The following is a 17,156-nucleotide window of genomic DNA, read 5'->3' as shown; positions in this document are numbered from 1 at the left end:
AGTGCGTTTGTATCCTTAGCTTGCATCATCTGCTTTTTCTGCTGCAAGAGCATTCTTTTTCAAGTCGATGAATATACCGTACAAAAAAATTTCTGTCCTGATGTTGTCGCTGGTGATGGCTGGTAGCGCAATGGCAGACGGTAATCGCAGTAACGGAGGTACAAGTCTCTGGGGGCGTTTCAACGGTGCTAACGTACAGCATAAAGATGAGAATGCTCGCAAGGTCGACAAGACGCGTGAGAGGCAGCTCAGTAAGCGGGGCGAAAAAAACAGTTTACTTGAACGCTGTAGTGATCTGCGTCACGCAGGTGAACGTGCTTGTGGCGCAGCGGATGAAACCCAGAAATCCAATCGCCTGACTCCAGAAGAGCGACGCGCCTTGCGTCGCCAGATCCAGGATGTTGGCCATGAGTTATATAAGCCTGCTCGTTAACCCCTTCTTTTTCCTCTGCAAAATCAACGTCGGTTCTGCTTCATAATTTTTTGTTGCTCACGTTGCCAGTCTTTTTCTTTCTCTGTATCACGCTTGTCATGTTGCTTTTTACCTTTGGCAAGACCTATCTGGCATTTAATACGCCCCTTGGTAAAGTGCAAATTCAGTGGCACCATGGTGTAGCCTGATCGCTCGACTTTGCCTATCAGTTTGCTGATTTCTGCTGCATTTAACAATAATTTACGTGTGCGTACAGAGTCGGGGTGAATGTGAGTGGAGGCAGTCGGCAGGGCGCCAATATGGGCTCCGAACAAGAAGATTTCGCCATTCTTGACAATGACATAGGCCTCTTTCAACTGCGCACGACCAGCGCGTATGGCTTTGACTTCCCAGCCTTGCAGGACGATGCCAGCTTCGTATTGTTCCTCGATAAAGTAATCGTGGAATGCTTTTTTATTATCAGCGATGCTCATGTAGGATGAAAATTGATCAATTTAGAGTGTGGAAATGCATGAATGCATTTTGGTACTGACTGCGACTCGGTTAAAATGCGAACCTGTGATTCTACCAAATGGTTCTTCTTGATGGCAGTTGTACATAAAACAGTTTTCGTAGCTTACAGCACAGAGCAAATGTTTGCTTTGGTTGATCAAGTTGAAAATTACCCTCAGTTTCTACCGTGGTGTGGTGGAGTAAAAGTGGCCGAGCGCATTGATGACGAATTGGTTGCTACTATTTCTATTAATTATCATGGTTTAAAACAGCATTTTACAACTCGCAATAAAAATCAACGGCCTCATTCAATAGCGATGAATCTGGTTGACGGGCCTTTCAAACAATTGTCCGGCGGCTGGAAATTCACCGAGTTAAGAGCTGATGCCTGTAAGATTGAATTTGAGCTGAATTATGAATTTTCCAGTAAACTGCTTGAGCACTTGATCGGTCCGGTTTTTTCCAAGATCGCCAATAGCTTTGTTGATTCATTCTGCGCTCGTGCCGAGGCTTTATATGGCTGAGCATGCCAGAATACAGGTTCAAGTCTGTTATGCCGGACTTCATAAAACCAGTCTGCTGGATCTGCAAGTTGCCGCTGATGCAAGCATACTACAAGTAATACAGCAAAGCGGCATCGTACAGATGCATCCAGAAATTGATGTCTCCATCCTTAAGGTGGGCATTTTCGGCAAACTCAAGGCTCTGGATACAACTATACACGCAGCGGATAGAGTGGAAATCTATCGCCCCCTGATCGCTGATCCGATGGAGGCGCGCAGGCGCAGAGCTAAAAAGCAGGCTCAGAACTAATAACGCTTACTCTGAGCATGTTTTATTAGCAGCCGGCCAAGGCTTTTTTCACATCAGCGGCTTCTTGTTCGCGCTGGGCATCTGTCAAATAACTTTTTTCACCGTTTTTGTCAGTGCGACTGATGCGCGCCCCGGAATTCAGAGTTTGTTGGTAGCCGCGCGCTCTTTCGCAATTTTTTGCCTTGTCTGCGGCGGCTGTCTTTTCCTCTTCCGCTTTTTTATCTTTTTCTGCCTGTTCAGCTTTGCGCTTGTTGAAATCTTCGTTTTTGCTTGCTGTAGTTACTGGTTTCTCAAGTTTGGCAGATGCTTCACTGGCAGAGGATGCAGGTTTTTCTTCTGAGGCAGTTGCCACTGGTTTTGGTACTCCACCAGGTGCTTTCAGTATCTTGTTCTTCGGGACAGATTTCGGTGGCGGCATATCCGAATACTGCTTACTACCTTTTTCATCGAGCCAGACATATTGCGCCTGAGCGCTGGCGCAGAACATAGTCGTCAACAAAATGGAGCAGGCAAGGCGTGAAATAGACATAATGTGCTTTCAAGAAACATGTAATTATTTGAGAGTTTTACACGGAGCAAGACGACTTCGCAAGTTTTCTGTATAATTCGGTTTTGCGCCTATAGGAAATACTATGCGTTTACTCCAAAAAGCACTCACGTTCGATGACGTGCTACTCGTCCCTGCATACTCGAACATACTCCCTAAAGATACCTCACTTGCGACTAAATTGACTCGCAACATCAATCTGAATATACCTCTGGTATCAGCTGCGATGGATACAGTCACCGAAGCGCGCCTGGCAATTGCCATGGCTCAAGAAGGTGGTATCGGTATTATTCACAAAAACTTGACGGCAAAAGAGCAAGCCCGCGAAGTTGCCAAGGTCAAGCGCTTTGAATCCGGCGTATTGCGTGATCCTATCACCATCCCGCCTGGCATGAAAATCCGCGAAGTCATTGCCCTGTCACAGCAACACGGCATCAGCGGCTTCCCTGTCGTGGAAGGCAAGACTGTCGTTGGTATTATTACCAACCGCGACTTGCGTTTCGAGGAAGAACTTGACGCAGAAGCGCGCGCCAAGATGACGCCACGTGAAAAACTCGTCTACGTCAATGAAACAGCAGATCTGGCAGAGGCCAAGCGCCTGATGAACAAGCACCGTCTCGAGCGCGTGCTGGTAGTCAACGAGGCATTTGAGTTGCGCGGCCTGATTACTGTTAAAGATATCCAAAAATCAACAGAGCATCCTTTTGCATCCAAAGATGAACAAGGAAAACTGCGCGTAGGTGCAGCTGTTGGTGTCGGCCCTGATAATGAAGAACGTATCGACCTGCTGGCAAAAGCCGGTGTTGACGTCATTGTTGTAGATACTGCACATGGCCATTCTAAAGGTGTGCTGGATCGTGTACGTTGGGTTAAAACCAATTACCCCCATATTGAAGTCATCGGTGGCAATATTGCTACTGCAGCAGCAGCCCTGGCGCTGGTTGAGCATGGCGCAGATGCTGTCAAGGTTGGTATCGGCCCTGGTTCTATCTGTACTACCCGTATCGTCGCTGGTGTTGGTGTGCCGCAAATTACGGCAATTGCCAATGTGGCCAATGCGCTCAAAGGCACTGGCGTTCCTTGTATCGCAGACGGTGGCGTACGTTTTTCCGGTGACGTCTCCAAAGCTTTGGCTGCCGGTGCATCTACAGTCATGATGGGCAGTATGTTTGCCGGCACTGAAGAGGCTCCAGGCGAAGTGATCCTGTTCCAGGGACGCAGCTATAAGTCTTATCGCGGCATGGGTAGCCTGGGTGCGATGGCCGATGGTTCAGCTGACCGTTACTTCCAGGATGCTGCCAACAATGCAGACAAACTGGTGCCAGAGGGTATTGAAGGCCGTGTGCCTTACAAAGGCAGTGTGTTGGCCATCCTGTATCAACTGGTCGGTGGTGTACGTTCGTCTATGGGTTACTGTGGTTGTGCGACTATCGATGATTTGCATACCAAGTCTGAATTTGTCGAAATTACTTCTGCAGGTATGCGTGAGTCACATGTCCATGACGTGCAAATTACCAAAGAAGCGCCAAATTACCGCGCTGACTAAGAGGGATGCATGACCCGAATTGAGGATGCCCGGAGATTGGTATGTCAACGAACCTAGATCGTTCCAGTCCAACTACGACGACCCCGGTCAGTTCGGGTTTTGAACGCATGGTTTCAGAGCGGATGGAATTGCGCCTGGGCCGCTTTGAGCGACTTGGTATCAAGTTGTTCAATGTGGCCAACTGTTTCATCAGTCTTGGGCAGCTTGTCCCGCGATTTGAGCATCTGGTACATTCCATCACCAATATGGAGGCCGCATTTAGTGACTCCATACCACCTGCAGACGAAATTCTGGTCATACCTGATTTGCGTTTGCATGAGCATCTGGGCAAGCACCCGCTGGTAGCGGGTGAGCCTCAAATACGTTTTTTTGCATCTAATCCCATTTTCGATCACACCAATCAGCTCATAGGTAGCGTTATCCTGATTGATTACCAACCTCGTGATCTGGGTGATGAAGAGCGGCAATCGCTGTCTGATCTAGCTTCCATGGCTGAGCGTGAGATGGCTTTTGGTGCCTTGTATCAAAGCCAGCTCGAAGTCATTAAACAAAACCGCAATCTGAAGCGCGATTCACTGATAGACCCGTTGTTAGGGACATGGAATAAATCCGCCATCGTACGCTCCCTTAAGCTGGAGATGGAGCGCTGCGCCAAAGCCATGAAGCCACTGGCATTGCTGATTGCCAGTGTTGATCAGATGGAGCATTTGCGTGAGGTGCACGGGGTTGCCGCGACTGACATGATTTTGGTAAAAACCGTCAGTCGCATCCGCTCTTGCGTACGTCCATTCGATGCGCTGGGGCGCTTTGGCACTGATCTGTTGCTGGTGGTTTTGCCGGGTGCTTCACATCTGGTGGCCACTGCAGTGGGTGAGCGTATTCGTGCTTCAGTCCTCATGCACCCGGAAAGTATCGATTCCGTGGATACAGCCTTAACCATCAGTGCCGGTACTGCATCGACAGATATTTTTCCGGATGTAGAGCCGGAAGCCTTAGTTAGCCTTGCAGAAAAAGCCCTGCTTTCCGCCAGAAATGCAGGAAACAATTGTGTTGTCCAGGCCACGCCTGCGCAACCTGACATGATAATTTGATTTATGCACTCAAAAATTCTTATCCTTGATTTTGGTTCCCAAGTCACGCAGTTGATCGCTCGCCGCGTGCGTGATGCAGGTGTTTTTTCTGAAGTTCATCCTTATGATGTCAGCGATGAATTCATCAAAAATTACGGCGCAGCTGGCATTATTTTGTCGGGTGGCCCAAGCAGTGTGACAGAAGGCGACACGCCTCGCGCACCTATGGCTGTGTATGAAGCAGGCGTACCTGTGCTGGGTATTTGCTACGGCATGCAAACCATGGCCGAACAACTCGGTGGCAAGGTTGAAAATGGCTTGGTACGTGAATTTGGTTATGCCGAAGTACGCGCCCGCGGCCATACAGCCTTGTTCAAAGAGATCAATGACTTTGTTACCTCTGAAGGTCACGGCATGCTCAAGGTGTGGATGAGCCATGGCGACAAGGTCAATGAAATGCCACCAGGTTTTAAACTGATGGCTTCCACAGATAATTGCCCGATCGCCGCCATGGCAGATGAAGAGCGTCGTTTTTACGCCGTGCAATTCCATCCAGAAGTCACACATACACTGCAGGGTGAAGCAATCCTCAGTCGATTCGTGCATGAAATCTGCGGTTGTCAATCTGACTGGAACATGCCTGACTACATCTCGGAAGCAGTTGCTTCCATCCGTGCCCAGGTTGGTGATGATGAAGTTATCCTCGGCTTGTCTGGAGGTGTTGACAGCAGCGTTGCTGCAGCTCTCATACATCGCGCCATCGGCGACAAGCTGACTTGCGTATTTGTAGACCATGGTTTACTGCGTCTTGATGAAGGCAAGATGGTCATGGAAATGTTCGCCAACAACCTGGGTGTTAAAGTCATCCATGTTGATGCAACTGCACAGTTCATGGGGCACCTTGCCGGTGTTTCTGATCCGGAAGCCAAGCGCAAGATCATAGGCCGCGAATTTGTTGAAGTCTTCCAGGTTGAATCCGGCAAGTTGAGTAATGCCAAATGGCTGGCGCAGGGCACCATCTATCCTGACGTCATTGAAAGCGCTGGCAAAGGCAAAAAAGGCTCGCACACCATCAAGAGTCACCACAATGTCGGCGGCTTGCCAGACACCTTGAACCTGAAGTTGCTCGAACCATTGCGCGAATTGTTCAAGGATGAAGTGCGCAAGCTGGGCGTTGCACTCGGCCTGCCGCATAGCATGATTTATCGTCATCCTTTCCCAGGTCCTGGCCTGGGTGTGCGTATCCTTGGCGAAGTGAAAAAAGAATTTGCCGACCTGCTGCGCCGCGCTGATGCAATCTTCATCGAAGAGCTGCGTAATACAATGGTTGACCCGAATGCAGAAAAACTGCAAAGCTGGTATGACGCTACCAGCCAGGCATTTGCTGTATTCTTGCCAGTCAAATCCGTCGGCGTCATGGGTGATGGCCGCACTTACGAATACGTGGTTGCTTTACGCGCCGTACAAACCCAGGACTTCATGACAGCACATTGGGCACATTTGCCGCATGAGCTGCTGGGTAAAGTGTCAAACCGCATCATCAATGAGGTGCGTGGTATCAATCGCGTAGTCTATGACATCTCAGGCAAGCCGCCTGCGACGATAGAGTGGGAATGATCTTAGGTCTGGCAACGTCAGGCAACTGAAAGCACGAAACACCCCGGAAGCCCGCGTCATGCGGGCTTTTGCCATTTTGGTCTGGCAATATCCAGTATCAAAAAAGTGGTCAATCTATCTATATGTGATAGTATTTTGATATAATTTATACTATTCGAAATTGCGCGTAAAAGCTGTATTCGAGCGCATTACTGCAGGCAGCACATATCTGCGACTAGGTGGCGCAACAATGTTAGAGCAGTTTTGTGCAGATCTGGCCGGGCCTTAAATTCATACGTTTTTGATCACTACACTAATTCTATGGCCATACTCCACAAATTCAGTCTGTCAGCTCTCATCTGCTGCGCGCTTGCTTCTTGCGGCGGTGGTAGCCAAGGTAATGCGCCCGTTGAGCCGGTGATCGTGAAGGAGCTAAATGTCAGTAATATTGATCGGGTGTTTGCAACTTATTTGCTGGAGCAGTACCGCACTGTGAAGGAAATGCAGCTACTTCTTGATTTTCGCTCACTTGCAGACTGGTCAGCGTCGGCGACTATCGCTTGCCCTAACGGCGGCACAATCAAGAATTTTGGTTCTATCCGTTTTGAGTTTGATCAATGTGCGACTCCGAAGGGGGTTATTTTTTCTGGCATACTCGACAGTAACATTATTGGGATTTTCTTCCAGCAGAGTTTAACTTTTCAAAAACTGAAATACCGCATGGCTGATGATACTCAGGATCAGGAATTAAATGGCGGCTACCTCAGTGGATATCGTAATCCAAATACTTTTTCATATTCCTATTTAGTAAATGGGGTAGCAAATACCTATTCTCGCGGTTCAGCTCAATCTCCAGACCCTGTCAAAATCGTTACCACTGAATTTAATCTTGAATTAACTGATGTCGATCGGCAAGGCCTTGATGTGCCTCACGTAGTAACTGCAAAGGATGGTTCAAACATTACGATTTCCCGCTCTGGAGACGGAGGTGCGCGGCTCGATTTGCGAAATAATGCTGGAGCAGCAATTGTCAGTACAAAGCAATACACTGCAAATGAGCTTGCAAGCATTTTAGTTTCAGAGCGTAAGTCCAGGTAAGTCGACTTCGCGTTTTCTCATGGGTTTTTGGGCAAATCGTGGGTCATTTAGTAAAAATTATATTTTTTTGATAATTTTTTAAGAAGACTGGCTGGATTACATCTGAGTTTCACTGAAGTAAGAAGGCCAATATGCCACTCCGTGGTATCATGTTTCCCTTTTGCGTTCCAAAAACGCACTAAATTTCATATACTGCATTTTTCATGCAGTGTAAAAGAGAGCGGCTTTGTCAAAAGCCTTGCCTGTGCAGCCTTCAAAGTCGCTGCTGACAATCATGCGGGAATAAGACGTGACTTATAGCGTCAAAGAAATTTTTTATACTCTACAGGGCGAGGGCAATCATGCCGGGCGCCCGGCGGTGTTTTGTCGTTTTTCTGGCTGCAATTTGTGGTCAGGGCGCGAAGAGGACAGGGCAACTGCGGTTTGCCAGTTTTGTGATACCGATTTCGTTGGTACCAATGGCGAGGGTGGTGGCAAGTTCAAGCAGGCCGAAGCCCTGGCTGCGACTATCAACGCTTTGTGGCCAGTATCCTATACTGCCAGTAAGTACGTGGTATTTACCGGCGGTGAGCCTTTGTTGCAACTTGATGCTGCGCTGATTGAAGCCATGCATGCAGTGGGCTTTGAAATTGCCATAGAAACCAATGGCACATTGCCTGTGCCTGAAGGTGTGGACTGGATTTGCGTCAGCCCTAAAATGGGTTCCGAGCTGGTCGTGCGCAAGGGTAGTGAGCTCAAAGTGGTGATTCCGCAATTTGGTCAGGATATGGCGGCATATGCAAATCTTGATTTTGAACATTACTTTGTACAAGCCATGGATGGCCCTTTAAGAGACGATAATTTGCGTCTCGCAATTGAATTCTGCAAGCAGCATCCACAATGGAAGCTGAGTTTGCAAACCCATAAACTATTACAGATTCCTTGAGTTTTCATGTTAACGATTACCAGAAAGTTGGAATTCGATGCAGGCCATCGTATTCCCGATCACGGCAGCCAGTGTCGCAATTTGCACGGTCACCGCTATACCCTGCAAATTACCCTGACAGGCGAGGTTGTCCAGAAGGATGGCGAGTCGGATAACGGCATGATCATGGATTTTGGTGATATCAAGGCGCTGGCCAATGAGCATCTGGTCAATCTCTGGGACCATTCCTTTATCGTCTATGAGAAGGATTACATCATCAAGAATTTCCTGGAGAAGCTGCCAGGACACAAGACTGTGGTGATAGATCGCGTACCGACGGTAGAAAATCTCGCCAAGATCGCCTTTGATATTTTGAAGGTGGTCTATCACGGCAGATTTGGCCGCACCCTGGAACTGACCAAGGTCACTCTCTATGAAACTCCAAATTGCTGGGCAGAGATAGACGGATAATGGCTGACGAGCAAAATCTGCCGCCGCAAGGTGAGCAGAACCAGCAGAGCCTGCGTGATGTCCAGTTCATGCAGGCAGCCTACCAGCAAGCGCGGCTGGCCTGGAATGAAGGTGAAGTGCCGGTTGGTGCTGTAGTCGTCAAAGATGGCGTGATCATCGCCAGCGGCTATAACCGCCCCATAGGCAAACACGATCCCACCGCCCACGCCGAAATCATGGCCCTGCGCGCAGCGGCTGAGCTAATAGGTAATTACCGCCTGCCAGGATGTGAACTCTACGTTACCCTTGAGCCTTGCATGATGTGTGCAGGAGCAATGATGCACGCCCGCCTGGCGCGTGTCATCTATGCAGCTAGTGACCCCAAGACGGGTGTTGCCGGCTCTTTACTGAACGTGTTCGAACATGGGCAATTGAATCATCACACCCAGGTAAGCAGCGGTGTCCTGGCAGACGAATGCAGTAGCCTGCTGAAGGATTTTTTTGCTCACAGGCGTGCTGCTGCGTTACAAAAAAAGCTATCAGCTACTGAAAGCTCATCCCCTACATAAGACTGAAGCACAATATGTCAGAACAAAACACGCAAACCGGAGTCGCCATTATTGCCCCCAGCGGAGCACCTCTGGACGACAGTTTGATTGAACGTGGTTTACAGCGTCTGGCCGGGCAAGGTTTTAAGGTGCATAGTTATTATCAGCCTGATGCCAGGTTCCAGCGCTTTGGTGCGAGCGATGTGGAGCGCGTCAGGCAAATTCATGAAGCAGCGCAGAATCCGGACGTGCAGATAGTCATGGCACTGCGTGGCAGCTATGGCATGTCAAGACTGATGCCGCTTATCGACTTTGATTTGCTGGCAAATAGTGGCAAATGCTTCGTAGGCTATAGTGATTTCACTCTGGTACACCTGGCAATGCTGGCGCGTGGCCGCATCAGTATCGCTGGCCCCATGCTATGTGACGATTACATACGTGAGCAACCGGTTGAATATACGCTGCAACAATTCAAGACTTGCGTCAGCAACACCACGCATTTTGTTGAATTTGAAACTGATGCGACTCAAGACTTACATGTGCAGGGTAAATTATGGGGCGGCAATCTTGCCATGCTGACGCATGCAGTCGGCACACCATATTGGACAGAAGTTGAAGATGGCATATTGTTCCTGGAAGACATAGGCGAGCACCCATACCGTATAGAACGTATGCTGCTGCAGCTGCATTTTGCTGGTGTGTTGAACAAGCAAAAAGCCATCATACTCGGCAATTTTTCTGCCTACAAACTGGCCGTGCATGACAATGGCTATGACTTCGATGCCATGCTCACCTATATCCGCAGCCTGATTGATGTGCCAGTAATTACTGGTCTGCCATTCGGTCATGTCTCAACCCGCGCCAGCCTGGTAGTGGGTAGTGATGCACAATTGAAAGTGGCGGCGGGGCAGGCTGGTTTGACTATGCATTATTCTTTGTAAACTTTGTAAATCACCATACTGAAAAAGCCCGCCCGTCATTTTGACGGGCGGGCTTTTGTGCTTCTTACTTATACGTACTAATCGTGATTACTATCAGTCAGCCGCATAGATATCATTGTCCTTGGTTTCTTTGATGAACAAGAGACCAATAACAAACGTTGCCAGTGCGATGATGATTGGATACCACAAGCCGTAGTAAATATCACCCTTGAAGGCGACCAGGGCAAATGCCGTGGTAGGCAGCAAGCCACCGAACCAGCCGTTACCGATATGGTAAGGCAGGGACATGGAGGTGTAGCGTATACGGGTTGGGAACATTTCTACCAGCATGGCAGCGATAGGACCGTAGACCATGGTCACATACAGAACCAGGATAATCAGCAAAACCAGAACCATAGGCTTGTTGATTTGAGCAGGGTCAGCCTTGGCAGGGTAGCCAGCAGCTTTGATTGCTTCAGCCAGGTCTTTGGAGAAAGCCTTGTCTTTTGCAGTTGCTTCGTCTTTTGGCAAACCTTTGGCGTTGTAAGAGGCGATGACTTTGTCACCAACTTTAACAGAGGCGATTGTGCCTGCGGCAGCAATTTCATTAGAGTAGTTGACTGAAGCTGCAGCCAGTTTAGCCTTGACGATATCGCATGAAGAGGTGAATTTCTTCGTACCTGTAGGGTTGAACTGGAACTGGCAATCGTCTGGGTCTGCAGTTACCACGACAGGTGCATTTTTCAATGCAGTTTCCAGTGCAGGGTTGGCATAGTGTGTCAGTGCACTGAAGATAGGGAAGTAGGTCAGTGCTGCAATTAAGCAGCCAGCCAAAATAATAGGTTTGCGACCAATTTTGTCAGACAATGCGCCAAACACGATAAAGAATGGTGTACCAATCACCAGGGATGCTGCGATCAGCACGTTGGCAGTCGGGCCGTCTACTTTCAGCGTTTGCTGCAGGAAGAACAGAGCATAGAATTGACCCGTGTACCAGACCACGGCCTGGCCAGCTGTCAAACCCAGTAAGGCAAGGATAACAATCTTCAGGTTTTTCCATTGACCAAATGATTCAGTCAAAGGCGCTTTGGAAGTTTTGCCTTCGGCTTTCATTTTCGCAAAGGCTGGAGATTCATTCATGGACAGACGTATCCATACAGAAATAGCCAGCAGGAAAACAGAAACCAGGAAAGGGATGCGCCAGCCCCAGCTGGCAAATTCGTCCTCACCAATTGCCATGCGTGTGCCAAGAATCACCATCAGTGACAGGAACAGGCCCAAAGTGGCAGTGGTTTGTATCCATGCAGTAAAAGCACCGCGCTTGCCATGTGGGGCGTGTTCGGCCACGTAGGTCGCTGCACCACCATATTCACCACCCAGTGCCAAGCCTTGCAAAATGCGCAAAGTGATCAGGATGATCGGTGCCGCGATACCGATAGTTGCATAATTAGGTAGCAGGCCCACGCAGAAGGTAGATGCACCCATGATCAGGATGGTGACCAGGAATGTGTACTTGCGACCTATCATGTCACCAAGGCGACCGAAAACCAGTGCGCCGAAGGGACGTACGATAAAGCCTGCTGCAAACGCCAGCAATGCAAAAATGAAGGCGGTATTAGGGTCTGTGCCAGCGAAGAACTGTTTGGCGATAATGGATGCGAGTGAGCCGTATAGATAAAAGTCGTACCATTCAAAGACGGTTCCCAGCGAAGAAGCAAAAATAACCTTGCGTTCTTCTGCCGTCATGCCGCCTGACGTTGCGATAGGTGCTGTCGCCATGCTTGTCTCCTGTTTTTAAGTATATTTTAAGTGTGCTAAAAAAATGGTCAAAAAATGCACAATCACATTTCCGACATAATTTTTATTGCAAGCAAAGTGTGCAAGCCGAAACTTACGGCTTGCTTGCTCGAAACTTACAGAAACTTACAAAAGAGCTATCTTGAATATGTAAAGAAGCGCAATATCCAAGACTGGAATCAGATGAAATAAATTTACGAACGGTCGTACTAAAATGTGATATTCTAGTTTTTGAGCTTGATCTATATGCTTTTAATTCAGGCAATTCGGTTCAGGCAAGACAGGGCTATGGAAGTTTGTTCCTGCATGTTGATTTGCAAAGAGCAAATTACTACTTATGATGGTATCAGCAGTCCCAGCCTGTACACATACTTATATTAATCAGGAGATCTACATGTCTGACGCAGTTATCGTATCTACCGCCCGCACTGGCCTTGCAAAATCCTGGAAAGGTGCTTTCAATATGACGCATGGTGCCACGATGGGTGGCCATGTATTGAATGCAGCCATTACCCGTGCAAAGATTGAAGCGGGCGAGGTGGAAGATGTCATCATGGGGTGTGCCACACCAGAAGGTGCAACTGGCAGCAATATCGCCCGTCAGATCGCTTTGCGTGCAGGTTGCCCGGTAACTACTGCTGGCATGACGGTTAATCGTTTTTGCTCCTCTGGCTTGCAGACTATCGCCCTGGCAGCACAAAGAATTATTGCTGGTGAAGGTGATGTCTATGCGGCAGGCGGTGTCGAGTCTATTTCGTGCGTACAAAACGAAGCCAATAGCCACATGATCGTTGAAACCTGGTTGAAGCAACATAAGCCGGAAGTTTACTGGCCTATGCTGCAAACAGCAGAAACCGTCGCCAAGCGCTATGGCATTCCGCGTGAACGTCAGGATGAATACGGTGTACAAAGCCAGTTGCGTGCTGCCGCTGCCCAGGCTGCGGGTTTGTTTGATGCCGAAATCGTGCCGATGACGACGGTCATGGGCGTCGCTGACAAAGCAACTGGCATGCTGATTACCAAAGAAGTCACCATTTCTGCAGATGAAGGCATACGTGCAGATACCACGCTCGAAGGCGTTTCCAAAATCCGTACCGCAGTACCGGGTGGTGTGATTACTGCTGGTAACGCCAGCCAGTTCTCTGACGGTGCCTCCGTTGCCATTTTGATGAACAGCAAACTGGCTGAGGCAAAGGGCTTGCAACCATTGGGTATTTTCCGTGGTTTTGCAATTGCAGGATGCGAGCCAGATGAAATGGGTATAGGCCCGGTTTTTGCCATTCCAAAATTGTTGAAAAAAGCTGGCCTCAAAGTTGAGGATATCGGTTTATGGGAATTGAACGAAGCGTTTGCCGTGCAAGTCTTGTATTGCGCAGATAAACTCGGCATCCCTATGGATAGATTAAACGTCAATGGTGGTGCGATTGCCGTGGGCCATCCTTATGGCGTATCAGGTGCACGCCTGACAGGCCATGCACTGATCGAAGGCAAGCGCCGTGGTGCTAAATATGTTGTGGTCACCATGTGTATTGGTGGTGGCCAGGGCGCTGCAGGCTTGTTTGAAGTAGTTTAAGCTGGATGCATGTAGGGTGCTCATACTGCATGCTGTTTCCATGCGGTATGAGCAAAATGGGTGTTTCATCTTTTTTATCCTGATAAAGCCATGCAATCTAAAATTCTTTCCCGCCGTGATCTCGAATTCATGCTGTATGAATGGCTGAACGTAGAATCACTGAATCAAAGGCCACGTTTTGTCGACCATAGTCGCGAAACTTTCAATGCCGCCCTTGATACCTGCGAACAGATAGCGACAGACCTGTTCGCTACCCATAATAAAAAAAATGACCAGCAGGAGCCGCACTTCGATGGTGAAGAAGTGCACATGATTCCTGAAGTGAAGACAGCCCTGAAAGCATTTTGCGAAGCTGGCCTGATGGCTGCAGGGCAAGACTTTGATGTCGGTGGCATGCAATTGCCCTGCGTCGTTGAGAAAGCCGGTTTTGCCTACTTCAAAGGGGCGAATGTAGGGACTGCGTCTTATCCCTTCCTGACCATAGGCAATGCCAATACTTTGCTCAAATGCGGCACACCTGAGCAGATAGAAACCTTCGTCAAACCCATGCTGGAAGGCCGTTTCTTTGGCACCATGTGTTTGTCTGAGCCTCAGGCTGGTTCCAGCCTGTCTGATATTGTTACCAGGGCAGAGCCGCAGGAAGATGGCACTTACCGGCTGACCGGTAACAAGATGTGGATATCCGCTGGCGAACATGAGCTGGCCGAGAATATCGTGCACCTGGTATTGGCCAAAGTGCCGGATGCAAATGGCAAGCTGATACCTGGTGTCAAAGGCATTTCACTTTTCATCGTACCCAAAAAACTGGTGAACGAAGATGGCAGCCTGGGGGAGCGCAATGACGTAGTGCTGGCTGGCCTGAATCACAAAATGGGTTATCGCGGCACCACCAATTGCCTGCTGAATTTTGGCGAAGGTAAATTCAAACCCCAGGGCAAGGCTGGTGCGATAGGCTATCTCGTGGGCACTTTGCATCGCGGCATGGCAAACATGTTCCACATGATGAACGAGGCGCGCATAGGAGTAGGCTTGGGAGCAGTCATGCTGGGTTATACTGGTTATCTGCACTCGCTGGATTATGCCCGTAACCGCCCACAGGGACGTGCGCCCTTGAACAAAGACCCGGCGGCACCGCAAGTGCCCATCATTGAGCATACCGATGTCAAGCGCATGTTGCTGGCACAAAAAGCCTATGTTGAAGGTGGCCTGGCATTGAATTTGTTTTGCGCCCGCCTGGTTGATGAAGAGCGTACTGCGCCATCACCAGAAGCGCGTACACATGCTGCTCAGATGCTGGAGATACTGACACCCATCGCCAAATCCTGGCCTTCGCAATGGTGTCTGGAAGCGAATAACCTGGCGATACAGGTACATGGTGGCTATGGCTATACTCGGGAATACAATGTAGAACAGTTTTACCGCGACAATCGTCTCAACCCCATTCATGAAGGTACGCACGGCATACAGGGGCTGGATCTGCTGGGCCGCAAGGTCGTCATGCAAGAAGGTGCTGCACTGGAAGCCTTGGGTGAAATCATGCACAAAACCCTGGCGAGAGCTGCTGCACATCCTGAATTGCTGGCCTATACCAAATCTCTGGCACGTGTTCTGCAAAGACTGGCCAGCGTAACCCAGCAATTGCATGGGGTGGGTGATACCAACAAAACCCTGGCAAATGCCTCAACCTATCTTGAAGTATTTGGTCATGCCGTGGTTGCCTGGATGTGGCTGGAACAGGCTACCTTATGCCTGAATAAAGAAAATCACCACGATGCTGATTTCTACGCTGGCAAGCTGCAGGCTTGTAAATACTTCTTCCACTGGGAATTGCCACGCGTCCATCCGCAACTGGATTTGCTGTCGAATATCGATATGACGACTTTCGATATGCAGGATGCCTGGTTCTGAACCACAGTCTTGACATAATCAAACCTACATAAATCACACGATACCCTTCCTGTCTGCGTGCAGACAGGTGGTAGCCGCACATACTGGAGACAAGCAATGACTACAGCAATTCGCACCGTACAACAATTATTTGACTTGCATGGCAAGACGGCCCTGATTACCGGTGGTTCACGTGGCCTGGGTTTGCAAATGGCAGAAGCACTGGGTGAGCAGGGGGCCAAAGTGGTACTGTCTTCACGCAAGCAATCTGACCTTGATGAAGCCGTTGCTCACCTGAAAAGCCGCGGCATAGATGCCAGCGCAATTGCGGCTGATTTGTCGAAAGAAGCGGCAGTGCAACCACTCGTGGACGAGGCACTGGCCCGTCTGGGACATATCGATATCCTTATCAATAACGCAGGCGCTACCTGGGGCGCTCCGGCAGAAGATTATCCGGTTGATGCCTGGGACAAGGTCATGAATCTGAATATTCGCAGTATTTTTTTGATCTCACAGGCAGTTGGTAAGCGTTCGATGATACCGCGTAAGTATGGCCGCATCATCAATATAGCCTCTATCGCTGGTCTGGCTGGCAATGCGCCCGGGACCATGCAGACCATTGCTTACAATACTTCCAAGGCTGCCGTCATCAACTTCACCCGCACTCTGGCCGGTGAATGGGGTGTGCATGGCATTACCGTCAATGCGATTGCACCGGGATTTTTCCCTTCCAAAATGACCAAGGGCATACTGGAAAACCTGGGCGAAGAAAAACTCGCCAAAGAAGCGCCTTTGCAGCGTATAGGTGATGATGAAGATTTGAAGGGCGTAGCCATGTTGTTTGCCAGTGACGCCGGTAAGCACATTACTGGCCAGACTCTGGCAGTGGATGGCGGGGTATCGGCTGTATGACAGAGGCCACGTTTACTGCTGCGCTTCCCATTGCGCAACCAACACCGGTATTGAATCCTTTTTTGCATGATCTGGGCGTCGAATTTCTTGAAATGGAAAATGGCCAGGCTCGTCTTGCGCTGGATTTGACTGGACGCCACATGAACAGCTGGCAAATTGCCCACGGCGGCGTGATTATGACCATGCTTGATGTGGTCATGGCCATGGCTGGCCGATCTATGAGCAGCGACCTCAAAGGCGTCGTCACGGTAGAAATGAAAACCACTTTTCTGCAGCCAGGAGGTGTGCCAGGTGGGCGCATGGAGGCGCGTGGCAAGGCTTTCCATCAATCCACCACCATGTGTTTTTGCGAGGGCGAGGTCTGGAATGGTGACAAGCTCATTGCCAAAGCCATGGGTACTTTCAAATACTTGCGACGCTTGAAGTCTGGCGAAAATATGAAAAAACTTTATGGTAGTGACTGATTAACAAATTGACGTCGTTTCTGCAAGTCCAAGAAAAAATAAATGGAGGCAAACATGCAGCAGACTCGCTTTGCAATTCTTTTCTTAGCTTTACTCGGTGGACCTT

18 protein-coding genes are annotated in these 17,156 nt (G+C 49.2%); 15 read left to right on the top strand and 3 right to left on the bottom strand.

All coding sequences use genetic code 11. The features are described 5' to 3' along the window. Positions 1-67: 67 nt before the first annotated feature. Positions 68-433, top strand: coding sequence for a hypothetical protein (locus tag DFR42_RS04285; protein ID WP_110253678.1), 366 nt, complete (start codon positions 68-70; stop codon positions 431-433). Between the two features lie 23 nt (positions 434-456). Here DFR42_RS04285 and smpB read toward each other — a convergent pair whose 3' ends face one another. Continuing rightward, positions 457-906 (bottom strand): SsrA-binding protein SmpB, encoded by a 450-nt coding sequence (gene smpB, locus DFR42_RS04280; RefSeq protein WP_110253677.1) that lies wholly within the window; start codon positions 904-906, stop codon positions 457-459. A 111-nt stretch (positions 907-1,017) separates the two neighbouring features. On the opposite strand from smpB, the gene DFR42_RS04275 reads away from it, so the two are divergent. Together DFR42_RS04275 and DFR42_RS04270 are read left to right on the top strand one after the other, a co-directional pair. Further along, positions 1,018-1,449: a type II toxin-antitoxin system RatA family toxin gene (locus DFR42_RS04275; protein WP_110254232.1), complete on the top strand. Its 432-nt coding sequence runs from the start codon at positions 1,018-1,020 to the stop codon at positions 1,447-1,449. Continuing rightward, positions 1,442-1,738 (top strand): RnfH family protein, encoded by a 297-nt coding sequence (locus DFR42_RS04270; RefSeq protein ID WP_110253676.1) that lies wholly within the window; start codon positions 1,442-1,444, stop codon positions 1,736-1,738. Before DFR42_RS04275 ends, DFR42_RS04270 begins: the two co-directional genes overlap by 8 nt. A 25-nt stretch (positions 1,739-1,763) precedes the next feature. Here DFR42_RS04270 and DFR42_RS04265 read toward each other — a convergent pair whose 3' ends face one another. Beyond that, the gene (locus DFR42_RS04265; protein WP_110253675.1) at positions 1,764-2,267 is read right to left on the bottom strand and encodes a DUF4124 domain-containing protein; all 504 of its coding nucleotides are present in this window, start codon (positions 2,265-2,267) and stop codon (positions 1,764-1,766) included. 103 nt (positions 2,268-2,370) lie between these two features. On the opposite strand from DFR42_RS04265, the gene guaB reads away from it, so the two are divergent. The 8 genes from guaB (at position 2,371) to DFR42_RS04225 (ending at position 10,438) form a co-directional block, all read left to right on the top strand. Further along, positions 2,371-3,831, top strand: coding sequence for an IMP dehydrogenase (gene guaB, locus DFR42_RS04260; protein WP_110253674.1), 1,461 nt, complete (start codon positions 2,371-2,373; stop codon positions 3,829-3,831). Between the two features lie 41 nt (positions 3,832-3,872). Continuing rightward, a complete protein-coding gene (locus tag DFR42_RS04255; RefSeq protein WP_110253673.1) occupies positions 3,873-4,922 on the top strand; it encodes a GGDEF domain-containing protein in 1,050 nt (349 codons plus the stop codon). A gap of 3 nt (positions 4,923-4,925) precedes the next feature. After that, complete coding sequence (guaA, locus tag DFR42_RS04250) at positions 4,926-6,518, top strand: glutamine-hydrolyzing GMP synthase (RefSeq protein WP_110253672.1); 1,593 nt, start codon at positions 4,926-4,928, stop codon at positions 6,516-6,518. A gap of 300 nt (positions 6,519-6,818) precedes the next feature. Then, complete coding sequence (locus tag DFR42_RS04245) at positions 6,819-7,595, top strand: hypothetical protein (protein WP_110253671.1); 777 nt, start codon at positions 6,819-6,821, stop codon at positions 7,593-7,595. 289 nt (positions 7,596-7,884) lie between these two features. Beyond that, positions 7,885-8,520 carry a 7-carboxy-7-deazaguanine synthase gene (gene queE, locus DFR42_RS04240; protein ID WP_110253670.1) on the top strand — a complete coding sequence of 212 codons (636 nt, stop codon included), beginning with the start codon at positions 7,885-7,887 and terminating at the stop codon, positions 8,518-8,520. Positions 8,521-8,526: 6 nt separating this feature from the next. After that, positions 8,527-8,970, top strand: coding sequence for a 6-carboxytetrahydropterin synthase QueD (queD, locus tag DFR42_RS04235; protein ID WP_110253669.1), 444 nt, complete (start codon positions 8,527-8,529; stop codon positions 8,968-8,970). Then, complete coding sequence (gene tadA, locus DFR42_RS04230) at positions 8,970-9,518, top strand: tRNA adenosine(34) deaminase TadA (protein WP_110253668.1); 549 nt, start codon at positions 8,970-8,972, stop codon at positions 9,516-9,518. Before queD ends, tadA begins: the two co-directional genes overlap by 1 nt. Positions 9,519-9,532: 14 nt before the next feature. Beyond that, positions 9,533-10,438, top strand: a complete 906-nt coding sequence (locus DFR42_RS04225) for an LD-carboxypeptidase (protein ID WP_110253667.1) — start codon at positions 9,533-9,535, stop codon at positions 10,436-10,438. 93 nt (positions 10,439-10,531) lie between these two features. Here DFR42_RS04225 and DFR42_RS04220 read toward each other — a convergent pair whose 3' ends face one another. Then, entirely contained in the window at positions 10,532-12,196 is a 1,665-nt protein-coding gene (locus DFR42_RS04220; protein ID WP_110253666.1) for an MFS transporter, read from the bottom strand. Between the two features lie 412 nt (positions 12,197-12,608). Between DFR42_RS04220 and DFR42_RS04215 the strand changes: the two genes are divergently transcribed. The 4 genes from DFR42_RS04215 to DFR42_RS04200 all read left to right on the top strand — a co-directional run bounded on the left by DFR42_RS04215 (position 12,609) and on the right by DFR42_RS04200 (position 17,050). Continuing rightward, positions 12,609-13,787, top strand: a complete 1,179-nt coding sequence (locus DFR42_RS04215) for an acetyl-CoA C-acyltransferase (RefSeq protein WP_110254231.1) — start codon at positions 12,609-12,611, stop codon at positions 13,785-13,787. A gap of 90 nt (positions 13,788-13,877) precedes the next feature. After that, positions 13,878-15,695 carry an acyl-CoA dehydrogenase gene (locus tag DFR42_RS04210; RefSeq protein WP_110254230.1) on the top strand — a complete coding sequence of 606 codons (1,818 nt, stop codon included), beginning with the start codon at positions 13,878-13,880 and terminating at the stop codon, positions 15,693-15,695. 108 nt (positions 15,696-15,803) lie between these two features. Further along, complete coding sequence (locus tag DFR42_RS04205; RefSeq protein ID WP_110254229.1) at positions 15,804-16,586, top strand: SDR family oxidoreductase; 783 nt, start codon at positions 15,804-15,806, stop codon at positions 16,584-16,586. Then, complete coding sequence (locus DFR42_RS04200) at positions 16,583-17,050, top strand: PaaI family thioesterase (RefSeq protein ID WP_110253665.1); 468 nt, start codon at positions 16,583-16,585, stop codon at positions 17,048-17,050. The genes DFR42_RS04205 and DFR42_RS04200 overlap by 4 nt, the downstream gene beginning before the upstream one ends. Positions 17,051-17,156 lie beyond the last annotated feature (106 nt).

Source organism: Undibacterium pigrum (assembly GCF_003201815.1).
In the GTDB taxonomy this organism is placed as follows: Bacteria; Pseudomonadota; Gammaproteobacteria; order Burkholderiales; family Burkholderiaceae_D; genus Undibacterium; species Undibacterium pigrum.
The sequence above is the reverse complement of the archived record's forward strand: the minus strand, read 5'-3'. Positions and strand labels throughout refer to the sequence as shown.

Excerpts from the sequence above, each read along its gene's own strand:
- DFR42_RS04270 (WP_110253676.1), top strand. The coding sequence starts at position 1,442 with ATGGCTGAGCATGCCAGAATACAGGTTCAAGTCTGTTATGCCGGACTT.
- DFR42_RS04200 (WP_110253665.1), top strand. The coding sequence starts at position 16,583 with ATGACAGAGGCCACGTTTACTGCTGCGCTTCCCATTGCGCAACCAACA.
- guaA (WP_110253672.1), top strand. The coding sequence starts at position 4,926 with ATGCACTCAAAAATTCTTATCCTTGATTTTGGTTCCCAAGTCACGCAG.
- guaB (WP_110253674.1), top strand. The coding sequence starts at position 2,371 with ATGCGTTTACTCCAAAAAGCACTCACGTTCGATGACGTGCTACTCGTC.
- DFR42_RS04215 (WP_110254231.1), top strand. The coding sequence starts at position 12,609 with ATGTCTGACGCAGTTATCGTATCTACCGCCCGCACTGGCCTTGCAAAA.
- DFR42_RS04220 (WP_110253666.1), bottom strand. The coding sequence starts at position 12,196 with ATGGCGACAGCACCTATCGCAACGTCAGGCGGCATGACGGCAGAAGAA.
- DFR42_RS04225 (WP_110253667.1), top strand. The coding sequence starts at position 9,533 with ATGTCAGAACAAAACACGCAAACCGGAGTCGCCATTATTGCCCCCAGC.
- queD (WP_110253669.1), top strand. The coding sequence starts at position 8,527 with ATGTTAACGATTACCAGAAAGTTGGAATTCGATGCAGGCCATCGTATT.
- smpB (WP_110253677.1), bottom strand. The coding sequence starts at position 906 with ATGAGCATCGCTGATAATAAAAAAGCATTCCACGATTACTTTATCGAG.
- DFR42_RS04245 (WP_110253671.1), top strand. The coding sequence starts at position 6,819 with ATGGCCATACTCCACAAATTCAGTCTGTCAGCTCTCATCTGCTGCGCG.
- tadA (WP_110253668.1), top strand. The coding sequence starts at position 8,970 with ATGGCTGACGAGCAAAATCTGCCGCCGCAAGGTGAGCAGAACCAGCAG.
- DFR42_RS04255 (WP_110253673.1), top strand. The coding sequence starts at position 3,873 with ATGTCAACGAACCTAGATCGTTCCAGTCCAACTACGACGACCCCGGTC.
- DFR42_RS04265 (WP_110253675.1), bottom strand. The coding sequence starts at position 2,267 with ATGTCTATTTCACGCCTTGCCTGCTCCATTTTGTTGACGACTATGTTC.
- DFR42_RS04210 (WP_110254230.1), top strand. The coding sequence starts at position 13,878 with ATGCAATCTAAAATTCTTTCCCGCCGTGATCTCGAATTCATGCTGTAT.
- DFR42_RS04275 (WP_110254232.1), top strand. The coding sequence starts at position 1,018 with ATGGCAGTTGTACATAAAACAGTTTTCGTAGCTTACAGCACAGAGCAA.
- DFR42_RS04285 (WP_110253678.1), top strand. The coding sequence starts at position 68 with ATGAATATACCGTACAAAAAAATTTCTGTCCTGATGTTGTCGCTGGTG.